This window comes from Stenotrophomonas sp. Steno-C18, assembly GCF_056393195.1.
Genome location: NZ_JBWJOX010000029.1, coordinates 1 through 688, shown reverse-complemented (window position 1 = coordinate 688; position 688 = coordinate 1). Strand labels below are relative to the sequence as shown.

1 protein-coding gene is annotated in these 688 nt (G+C 69.3%); it reads right to left on the bottom strand.

Annotated features, from left to right (window positions below; genetic code table 11):
- On the bottom strand, positions 1–688 hold a 688-nt coding region (locus AC06FE_RS19565; protein WP_478073998.1), incomplete at both ends, for a contractile injection system protein, VgrG/Pvc8 family.

Sequence of the window (688 nt, the reverse complement as noted above, 5' to 3'; positions counted from 1 at the left end):
CACCCAGCGTCGTCTCCACGCTCCTGCGCAGGTCGGTCGGCAGGTTGTTGATGCCGGTGTGCTCCACCGCGACCAGCAACAGCTCCGGCGGTTCGGCAAACGGCGCCTGCTGCACCCGCACCCACGTGCCGGACTGCAGCCCACGCACGCTGCCCTGCCCGTGCCAGCACCGGCTGTGGGCTTCCAGCACCTGCGCCTGCAGCTGCGCGTAATGATCGGCCGTGGCGCCATCGGCGAAGGCATAGGCACCGGCCGGGTCGTAGTGCTCGCGCTGGGACTGCGTGCCACCGCCATCCACCGGCAACTGCCGCGCGATGCTGCTCACCCGGCGGTAGTCATCGCTGAGCACGCTCACGCGCGTGCTGGTCAGCTGCCGCTGCCGGCCCAACAACTGGATGCTGTCACTGGATTCGGTCGCATCACTGCGGTGGAAGCGCACGCCTTCGGTGCTCGCCGCGCTCTCCGGCAGACGCACGCTGTCGGCAAAGATCTCCATGCCGTTGCCGCAGCGTGCCTGCCCATCGTCCTGCAACCGCCAGCCCAGCCCTTCCTCGGCCAACAGGCGCTGCACGAAGTCCAGGTCGCTCTCGCGGTACTGCACGCAGTAGCTGCGCACCCGGTCACCGAGCAGTGCATCGCAGCCCTCGGCCCATTGCCAGCTGGCCAGGTCGCCGTGTGCCTGCAGCAC